Consider the following 8,680-nt stretch of genomic DNA (forward strand, 5'->3'; position numbering starts at 1 on the left):
GCGGCGCGGTGCGCAACGCGCTGCTCGATCTTACGCCCGGCGACATCGACATCGCGACCACGGCGTTGCCGGAGGAGGTGGTGCGGCGCGCCAAAGCCGCCGGCATCAAGAGCGTGCCGACCGGCATCGAGCACGGCACCATCACGCTGGTCATCGACGGCCATCCCTATGAGGTCACGACGCTGCGCGAGGACACCGAGACCTTCGGCCGCAAGGCCAAGGTCGCGTTCGGACGCGACTGGGTGAAGGACGCCGAGCGGCGCGACTTCACCATGAACGGCCTGTCGGTCGATGCGACAGGTGTCGTGTACGACTATGTCGGCGGGATCGCGGATGCCAGAGCGCGCCGCGTGCGCTTCATCGGCGATCCCGATCAGCGCATCGCCGAGGATTATTTGCGCATCCTGCGCTTCTTCCGCATCCACGCTGCCTTCGGCGCCGGCGAGCCCGACCGCGACGGCTACCTCGCCTGCATCCGCGGACGCGCGGGCCTTGCCAGCCTGTCGGCCGAGCGGGTGCGCATGGAGATGCTGAAGCTGCTGGTGGCCGGCGGTGTGTCCGCCGCCGTGCTGGCCATGGCCGAGGGCGGATTGCTGCAGGCGCTGACCGGCGGCGTCGTCTATACCGGGCCGCTGGCGACGATGGTCGCGATCGAGCGCGCGCTCGGCCTGCCGGCAAGCAGCACGCGGCGCCTGGCCGCGCTGACGGTGGCCGTGACGGAAGACGCCAAGCGCGTCGCCACGCGCCTGCGGCTCTCCAATGCCGAGGCCAAGGCGCTGGATTCGATGGGGCACCGCTGGTGGCGGTTCGCCACCAAGGACGAGGCCAATGCGCGGCGGCTGCTCTACCGGCTCGGTGCGGAGCCCTATCACGATCGCGTGTTGCTCGGCTGGGCGCGGGCGGCGAGCGACGTGCATTCGTCGCGCTGGCGCGAACTCGCTGAGCTGCCGCAGCGCTGGACTGCGCCGAAGTTTCCGCTTCGCGCCGCCGATTTCATCGCGCGCGGGATGGCGGAAGGGCCTGCGCTCGGACATGTGTTGACACTGGCCGAGGACGCTTGGCTTGCGGCGGATTTTCCACTAGAGGAAGCCGCGCTCGCTTCCATCGCAGATCAAGCTGCGGCCCGCGTCAGCCGCGAACGGAAAACGTGACCATCGTCTCAGGCTTCGCCGACATCTCGGTCTTTCAGCTCCTGCTGGTCGCGTTGATGGCGTTGTTTGCTTCGATCATCGGTGGTCTCGCCGGTTACGGCACCGGCGCGCTGATGCCGCTGGTGCTGGTGCCGCTGGTCGGCGCCGAGCCCGTGGTGCCGATCATCGCGATCTCCGCGATCTTCACCAATTCGAGCCGTGCGCTCGCCTATGTCCGCTATGCCGACCGCCGCCGCGCGCTGATCGTGCTCGCCTGCGCGGCATTGACGACCGCGCTCGGCGCCTACGGCTACACGCGCCTCACCAATGCGGGCGCCGCGCTCGTGATCGGCACCATGCTGATCCTGAGCGTGCCGCTGCGCCGCGTGCTCCGCCGCCGCCAGGTCAGGATCGGCGACACCGGCCTTGCCGCCGGCTCCGTCGGCTACGGCGTGCTGGTCGGCGGCACGTCGGGCTCCGGCGTGATCCTGCTCTCGCTGCTGATGGCGGCCGGCCTCGAAGGCGCCGCCGTGATCGCGACCGATGCGATGATCTCGCTCGGCACCGGCCTCATCAAGATCTCGGTGTTTGGCCTCGCCGGCGCCGTGAATGCGCAGGTGCTCGCCTTCGCGCTGCTGATCGGGGCGATCGCGATCCCCGGCGCGTTCCTCGCAAAAGCCTTCGTCGAGCGGATGCCGGTGCACATCCACACGGCGATCCTCGACGTCGCGGTGATCACGGGCGGGATGGTGATGATCTCGGCTGCGGCGAGGCAACTGTTCGCCTAGAGCATTCGTGCCTGGACCGCAGATTCCGAGATTGGCCCGATGCAAGCCGAAGACGTCACTTGCGGCGCCTTTGGCTCAACATGGAAGGTTGCTGGCCCCAGGCATTCATGGGCCGAACAAGCTGTGGAGAAAACGCTCCTTTTCGCCAGGCGCATAACCCTGGGAAGCGCCGAAATACGCTTCATGGTCGCCATAGGAGGGGGCGGAACGGTATTCGGTCGGCGCCTGAGGTGGCGCGTAGGCAAAGCTCGAAGCGGAACTTGGTGCGATCGTGCCCTGATGGGAGCGAACAGCAGCGTGCCGGTGGGGGTTATGCGCCGGCGCCGCGTTCGCAACGCCGTACAGGGGGATCAATAGGCTCAACGCCAGGATGAAACGCATCGCTTTTTCTCCAGCTGCCCCCCGGCTCGTTACTTAACGCTCGGCCGCGCAGCCCCAATAGATGTCGGCTTCACGACCGATCACATCCCCGCCATCACGGACCCGCATGGGCGAGCGGTCGGCTGGGGCGTACTCATGACCGTCGGCTTCCGAGCCCAAGCCGGCCGTCGCCCGGCTTGGCCGTCATCGGCGGCTGATGACCATAGCGGTCATGTCAGAATGCGGCCCCGTCGCAGTCCACTCAATACATCCGAAAGTAGATATTATTAGGTTGCTACAACCGTTTATTAATATTCTGGCGTGCAGATAAGATGCAATTTGTAATTGAGAGCGCCGAGGCGTTTTGCGGGTCTTCGCGGGTGTAGAGGCAATGCGCGGCGTTGCCGTGCTGTCGGTGGTCTGCGGACACGCAGTCAGCGCGCGACCCGATATGGTCGGCCCGGGCGTCGCCGAAGGCGTCCTCACCATTCTTGCAAGCGGCGTCGACGTCTTCTTTGTTATCTCCGGCTTCATCATCGCAACCACGGCGGCGGGGCAGCGCGACCCGTTGAATTTCACCTTCAGACGAGCTGTTCGAATTTATCCGGTCTACTGGCTCGTGTTGCTGGTGGCGTTCGTTAGCTCGTCTTGGATCGAGCTGTCGCCGGAGAAGCGTCCCCCACTCGACCTCGGCCTCATCTTCGCGTGGACATATCCGAACTGGTACCTCGGGCCGGCCTGGTCGATTGCTTTCGAATTGCACTTCTATGCCGCAGTTGCGTCCATTCTTGCGATCGCGCCGAACCGGGTGTTCGAGCTGCTGTTCGCGGGGCTCGGCATGGTCGTTGTTGCCGTCGTACTCCGCCTGCAGCTTGGCATCTATTCCCATCCGCTGGTCCTGGAATTCGGCGCCGGCGTCGGCATCGCCTATCTCCACAGGAACGGCGGATTGCGCTTTTCGCGCCGCATTCTTGCAATTTCCGCAGGCCTGTTTGCGGCCGGCTGGTACTGGATCTTCGTGTCCGGATCGACCGATCCGCAATTCGCACGCGTGCCCACCTATGGCCTCGCTGCGGGATTGCTCATCCATGCCGTCGTGTCTGCCGAGATCGAAGGGCAGTCCTTTTCGCCGATCCTCCAATGGTTCGGCAAGATTTCGTACTCGCTGTATATCGTCCACTACCTGGTGATAAAATGGATCACCAACTTTACTGGGATGTGGCTGCTATCTACGGCCGGGACAATCGCTGCCAGCATTCTGCTCTCCATCGGTCTCGCCTTTGCCTTGCACATCATCATTGAGGCACCGCTCATCGGTTGGGGCCGCAAGTGGAGCCTGATGCGCCGCGACCAACAGACCTCGGATGTCCCGAGACGAGAGGCAGCCATGCGTATTCCAGCACGGGCCGAATAATCGCGTGATGACCCCGGCCCAGGCCGCATTCGCGCCTGGACCGCGGATTGAACCTCTCTCGGGGCCTGTACTCATGACCGTCGGCTTGCGGGCCCAAGCCGGAAGCCGCCCGGCTTGGCCGTCATCGGCGGCTTATCACCCAACTCAGAATTACGGTGACAGTGCACTTAACTTGCTGTCGCGGATAGGTTTCGCGCGTGATGAGCGGGGGATTGAGTGCACTGTCACCGAAATCAGGACGTGGAGTCACGGCGAGCGGCAGATCACGTCGTCGCCTCTGACTTCTGCGACGGTCAGGGGCTGGCCTGTACCGAAAGTTCAGGGTTGCGCGACACGCCCAAGGCCTCGACGAGAAAATCGATGAACACGCGCGCCCGCAGCGGGAGTTGCCGTCCGAACGCGTGCAGGACGTAGACCGGCGTGGTGAACATCGGTATCTCCGGCAGCACGACATTCAGTCGTCCGGCGGCAAGCTCGTCCTCGATTGCGATGCGCATGAACTGCGTGATGCCAACGCCCTTTACGACGGCCTCGATCAACGACTGAGCATCGTCGCTATCGAAGGGGCCATTGGGGATGACCCGGGTGCCGTCCGCAAAAGTGAAGGCTTGCGGCCGGCCGCCGAGCAGGTGGCGAAGGCAGGCATGCTGCCTGAGATCGTCGATCGACCGCGGAATTCCCCGGCGCTGAAGGTATTCCGGCGATGCGCCCAGAACATACTGCAGCACGCCCAGCGAGCGGCCGATCAGGTTGGTGTCTTCCAGTTCGCCAATTCTGACCGCGAGGTCGAAACCCTCGCGAATGAGATCGACACGGCGGTCCGTGACGCTGAGGTCGAGCTTGATGTCTGGATAGCGTTCCAGGAACGAGCCCGCCCATGCAGAGATCAATGGACGTCCGAACGTACTCGGCACGGTGACCCGAAGCACGCCACGTACGTTGCCCGGAGCCTGCACGATGTCACGGCTTCCTCGATCGCGCGTAAATGGGGGGCAACATGTTCATAATAAGCGGCGCCTTCGGACGTCGGGCTGAGCGTGCGCGTCGAGCGCTGCAGCAAGCGCACACCGAGACGTTGTTCGAGGCGCGCGACGCTTTTGGATACGGCTGAAGGACTGGCGCCGATGAGCCTCGCGGCGCCCGCGAAAGAACCTGTATCAACCGTTCGTACGAAGGCCAGCAGACCAGCTGTTCTTTCCAAAATCGTGGTCATTTCGGACTTCTAATCATGAAAGAACCGAACGAAACACAGCTATTCGGACATTTATGACCGAATAGGTTGAGCCTCGCAATGGGGGATCCCTGTCAGCCGCGTTCTAAGCCTTCCAGCATGCCTCCATCGCTCAAACTCATGCAAGAAAAGGGAATGCAGTATGCCTGCACAGACCAAACCAACGATCGTTTTTTGCCACGGCATCTGGGCCGATGGTTCTTGTTTCAGCAAAGTCATTCCTGCGTTGCAGGCTGATGGTTACGAGGTCATCGCCGTCCAATATGGCCTCGACTCCTACGAAGAGGACCTTGCGACGGTTAAGCGCACGCTCAATCGTGTCGGCAGCCCGGTCCTCCTCGTCGGTCATTCCTATGGAGGAGCCACCATCACGGGCGCGGGGACCGACGAGCGCGTGGTTGGCCTCGTCTACATTGCCGCGGTCGCTCCGGATGCCGGCGAGACCGTACAGGACCAGCTCGACAAGTATCCGTCGGATATTTTTTCGCGCGTCGAGGTCGCCGATGGGCGTGCCTGGATGCTTCCGAATGGCACCGAGTTCTTCGCAGGAGACCTCTCCGAGGAAGACCAGAAGCTGGTTTGGGCCACCCATTATGCGCCCGTCTACAATCTGTTCCAGCAGCAGAAGCTCAGCGCCGACAAAGTCGCGTGGAGGTCGAAGCCAAGCTGGTACATTCTGGCCACGCAAGACCACACTGTGCATCCCGATCTGCAACGCTGGGTCTCGAAGCGCATGGGAGCGACCGTCACCGAGGTGGCGAGCAGCCACGTGCCGATGCTCTCCCAGCCAGATGTCGTTATCGACGTCATTCGCAAGGCTGCGGCCGCCGTTCAAAAAAGCTGATCGCAACAGGCGTGCATTGCCGGGCAAAGGAGAGGTCGTTCGCAAGGCGACCTCTCTTATTGATGGGTTGGGTGCGATGACTGCTTCTGGGCCCATCGCGTCAGTTAGTCCGATGGAGCGGTTTGTCTGGAGTTGGGGTAAAGCCGACCTGCCGGCTGAGCGCCCCGACTTCTCAGTTTGACCCTGAGCGGACCTCATTAGGAGGCCGATTTCGCGCCGGATGCTCCAAAGGAAACGCGGCAGCTCCGCTGACCAGTCCAACGGTAGGAGGTTTCGCACGGCAACTAGGGGTAGTTGATACTGGTTTACATCCTCCGTTCCCAAGGCTTATTGTCTAGCGATATTCGCTGCCGCCCTCTCTTTGTGATCGAGGGCATGCGCACGGAATAGTATCATGCGCTATTTCTTTGACGATTGTGTATTGGACACTGAACTGCGTGAGTTGCGGCGCGGATCTGATGTCGTGCATACTTCGCCGCAGGTCTTTGATTTGCTCGAATATTTGATCCGCACCAGGGATCGCGTCGTCGGTAAAGATGATCTTATAAGCGCGATTTGGAATGGTCGAATTGTATCCGATGCGGCGCTGACGACTCGGCTTAACGCTGTCCGACGTGCGATCGGCGACTCCGGCGAACGACAACGTTTGATCAAAACGTTTCCACGGAAGGGATTTCGTTTTGTAGGCGCGTTGCATGACGCGGGTCGGTGCACCCCAACCGCGACGATCTCTTCTACAGATGAGCTAGAGGTCGCGCGTCCGACCGGAAAGGAAGCGGTTTTAGTCCCAGTTTCTTCTGAACAACTAACAGGCAAACGCCGATCCCATCACAGACTGGGTCACGTCAAAGGACCTTTGAAGTTTGTCGGCGGTGCGCTGGCATCGATGGCTGCCGTCGGCGCAATCGCTGGCGGTCTTTATGGCTATTGGAGTTTCTGGAAGACGCCACGTACCGATGCAGTTCGGGAAGCTCAAGAAACGGTCATATCCGAAATTAAGTCTCGTCTCTCCATCGTGGTGCTGCCCTTCGCCAACCTCAACAACGATCCAAAGCAGGACCAATTCGCCGACACCATCACAAGAGAACTGACGATCGACATCGCGCGAACGCCCGCCACTTTCGTTATCGGATACGAGACCGCCGCCTTGATCTACAGGGATAGGCCGACCGATCTGAAGCAGTTTGGAGCGGTTCTCGGCGTCCGCTGGGCCGTACAAGGGGCGGTGAAAAGTTACGGAGATCAAGTACGGATCAACGTATCGCTAACCGATCTTCAAACCGCTCGCGACATTTGGTCAGATTGGTTCGACGGTGACCGAACAAATCTTGCTGCCCTGCACAATAACATCACGGCTCGGCTTCTCTGCGTCGCCCACCTGCACCTCCGGCAATATGAAGAGGCCATCGAAAAGTGTAGTCGCTCGTTGAATATCGGCGCAAACCTTCACGCTTACACAAGTTGATTGCTCCGGAGGGGCGAACATACCGCGATGCCCGCACTCGAGCAGGGCCCGCTGCTGCATCAGACAAAGATCGATTCGACGACGGACGATTTGCTCAAGTTTTCATCGGTTCGTGACGAATCTCGCCGGTCGGTGCCTTGTGCTTAGATCGCACTCTGCTGACAGTCGAGAAAATAGAAAAGTAAGTCACTGGTGAGGGAAATGTGAGCGGGGCGTCAAGCACGCTCCGTCGTGCCTTGGCAAGGTCGCCCATGGGTAGTTGCCCTAGGAGTTAGCCATGAGCACGACCTATACTGCTGCGGGATCGGTGCAGGCGCCTGCGACGCAGACACGCCATCGTCCAAACTTTCTCGGAAGATATTTCAACGCTTTTTGTGCCTGGCGTATCCGCCAGAGCTTGCGCGAGACGCTGGACGAATTGAGCGACCTAGAACTTAGAGATATCGGGGTAACGAGGGGCGAGATCGACTATCTCGTTCGTTCCGATCTTTCGACCGATCCGCGCGGTTGCCTCGAGCGGGAAGCGAAGTCTGTTCCATAGCGGCTCTGGTCGAAGAACCTCTCGCATCCGCCAAGGGGACTTGTTTAAGGTCCGAGCAAACCTCGAGCGACCTGCGTGCCGCCGAAGGTCTGCTTGTGGCCCTTAGCCGAAGGTCGAATGAGCGCGTGTCATGTCGGCTGTCAGGGGCAAACCGGACGCCAATCCAACTTGGCGTCCACCGCTGCTTTTGACCCGCAGCAGACGTACGACGCATTGGGTTCAAGTATCAATGAGCCCGGCGGCAGTACGCGTACCTTCCGTTCTGGTGCCACAACAGCCGATCAACCGCACCATCCTTGTCACGAAGAAACGTTCCTTGGGCGTCGACAAAGCGCATGAAGAAGCGGTTCTGGTCCTCGGCAAACAGTTCGAACTCTGGCTGCCCGGTCCCGCGTACGAACAGCCTGCCAGCCTCGGCTCGAATGGTCAGAGCAAATTTGGGGTTCATCTCGTAGACCCCCTGATAGGTCGCAAGCACGGCTGGATCGACAGCCACTTCAGGCGGATATTGCGCAATCGTGTAGGCTGGATTGGTCAGCCGAAATCCAATATCGTTGACGGAGTTTATCGAGTTCGAGAGAACGATAGCTCCGGACCGCAGTGTAGTGGAGAACCCGGCAAACGAGGCATATCCTCCGGTCCCTCCATCTTTCCAAATGATCTCGTCTTTATTGCCGGTCCTGATGAAGCAGCCGAGGCCGACTTCCGTGTTGGGAAGGTTTGTTGGCCGGCGGGTCTGTAGCAGCATGTCGATGGCGGAACGAAGGGGCGCGTTGGCTCCGGACAGGCAAGTCGCCTTCACGAATTTGACTAGGTCGCTGGCCGTCGACCTCAACGCGCCGGCGCCGGCCAGCGTCGGGATGTCCCAGTTCGATGCCGGTTTGAGGTTGGAGGCATGGCCTTGGGC

The 8,680-nt window shown here is 61.1% G+C and carries 10 protein-coding genes; 6 read left to right on the forward strand and 4 right to left on the reverse strand.

Annotated features, from left to right (window positions below; all coding sequences use genetic code 11):
- The coding region (locus AC1D00_RS15260; RefSeq protein ID WP_477011238.1) for a CCA tRNA nucleotidyltransferase at positions 1 to 1,151 on the forward strand (1,151 nt) is incomplete at its 5' end.
- The gene (locus AC1D00_RS15265) at positions 1,148 to 1,918 is read left to right on the forward strand and encodes a sulfite exporter TauE/SafE family protein (RefSeq protein WP_135177892.1); all 771 of its coding nucleotides are present in this window, start codon (positions 1,148 to 1,150) and stop codon (positions 1,916 to 1,918) included. The genes AC1D00_RS15260 and AC1D00_RS15265, both read left to right, overlap by 4 nt.
- Positions 1,919 to 2,023: 105 nt before the next feature.
- Here the strand turns inward: AC1D00_RS15265 and AC1D00_RS15270 are convergent, their stop codons facing one another.
- Positions 2,024 to 2,299, reverse strand: coding sequence for a hypothetical protein (locus tag AC1D00_RS15270; protein ID WP_477011239.1), 276 nt, complete (start codon positions 2,297 to 2,299; stop codon positions 2,024 to 2,026).
- 343 nt (positions 2,300 to 2,642) lie between these two features.
- Between AC1D00_RS15270 and AC1D00_RS15275 the strand changes: the two genes are divergently transcribed.
- Positions 2,643 to 3,692, forward strand: coding sequence for an acyltransferase family protein (locus tag AC1D00_RS15275; RefSeq protein WP_477011240.1), 1,050 nt, complete (start codon positions 2,643 to 2,645; stop codon positions 3,690 to 3,692).
- 293 nt (positions 3,693 to 3,985) lie between these two features.
- Here AC1D00_RS15275 and AC1D00_RS15280 read toward each other — a convergent pair whose 3' ends face one another.
- Both AC1D00_RS15280 and AC1D00_RS15285 read right to left on the reverse strand, forming a co-directional pair.
- Entirely contained in the window at positions 3,986 to 4,648 is a 663-nt protein-coding gene (locus tag AC1D00_RS15280; RefSeq protein WP_477011241.1) for a substrate binding domain-containing protein, read from the reverse strand.
- Entirely contained in the window at positions 4,579 to 4,905 is a 327-nt protein-coding gene (locus AC1D00_RS15285) for a LysR family transcriptional regulator (protein ID WP_477011242.1), read from the reverse strand. Before AC1D00_RS15285 ends, AC1D00_RS15280 begins: the two co-directional genes overlap by 70 nt.
- A gap of 160 nt (positions 4,906 to 5,065) precedes the next feature.
- On the opposite strand from AC1D00_RS15285, the gene AC1D00_RS15290 reads away from it, so the two are divergent.
- From AC1D00_RS15290 to AC1D00_RS15300, 3 genes are all read left to right on the forward strand, one after another.
- Positions 5,066 to 5,767, forward strand: a complete 702-nt coding sequence (locus AC1D00_RS15290) for an alpha/beta fold hydrolase (protein WP_477011243.1) — start codon at positions 5,066 to 5,068, stop codon at positions 5,765 to 5,767.
- 394 nt (positions 5,768 to 6,161) lie between these two features.
- Positions 6,162 to 7,232, forward strand: a complete 1,071-nt coding sequence (locus AC1D00_RS15295) for a winged helix-turn-helix domain-containing protein (protein WP_477011244.1) — start codon at positions 6,162 to 6,164, stop codon at positions 7,230 to 7,232.
- 277 nt (positions 7,233 to 7,509) lie between these two features.
- The gene (locus AC1D00_RS15300) at positions 7,510 to 7,773 is read left to right on the forward strand and encodes a DUF1127 domain-containing protein (protein WP_477011245.1); all 264 of its coding nucleotides are present in this window, start codon (positions 7,510 to 7,512) and stop codon (positions 7,771 to 7,773) included.
- A 226-nt stretch (positions 7,774 to 7,999) separates the two neighbouring features.
- On the opposite strand, the gene AC1D00_RS15305 is transcribed toward AC1D00_RS15300, so the two are convergent.
- Positions 8,000 to 8,680, reverse strand: a 681-nt coding sequence (locus AC1D00_RS15305; protein WP_477011246.1) for a DUF3471 domain-containing protein, incomplete at its 5' end; no start/stop codon positions are given.

The sequence above is a fragment of the Bradyrhizobium sp. P2_E8 genome (genome assembly GCF_056403875.1).

Excerpts from the sequence above, each read along its gene's own strand:
- AC1D00_RS15270 (WP_477011239.1), bottom strand. The coding sequence starts at position 2,299 with ATGCGTTTCATCCTGGCGTTGAGCCTATTGATCCCCCTGTACGGCGTT.
- AC1D00_RS15285 (WP_477011242.1), bottom strand. The coding sequence starts at position 4,905 with ATGACCACGATTTTGGAAAGAACAGCTGGTCTGCTGGCCTTCGTACGA.
- AC1D00_RS15290 (WP_477011243.1), top strand. The coding sequence starts at position 5,066 with ATGCCTGCACAGACCAAACCAACGATCGTTTTTTGCCACGGCATCTGG.
- AC1D00_RS15295 (WP_477011244.1), top strand. The coding sequence starts at position 6,162 with ATGCGCTATTTCTTTGACGATTGTGTATTGGACACTGAACTGCGTGAG.
- AC1D00_RS15300 (WP_477011245.1), top strand. The coding sequence starts at position 7,510 with ATGAGCACGACCTATACTGCTGCGGGATCGGTGCAGGCGCCTGCGACG.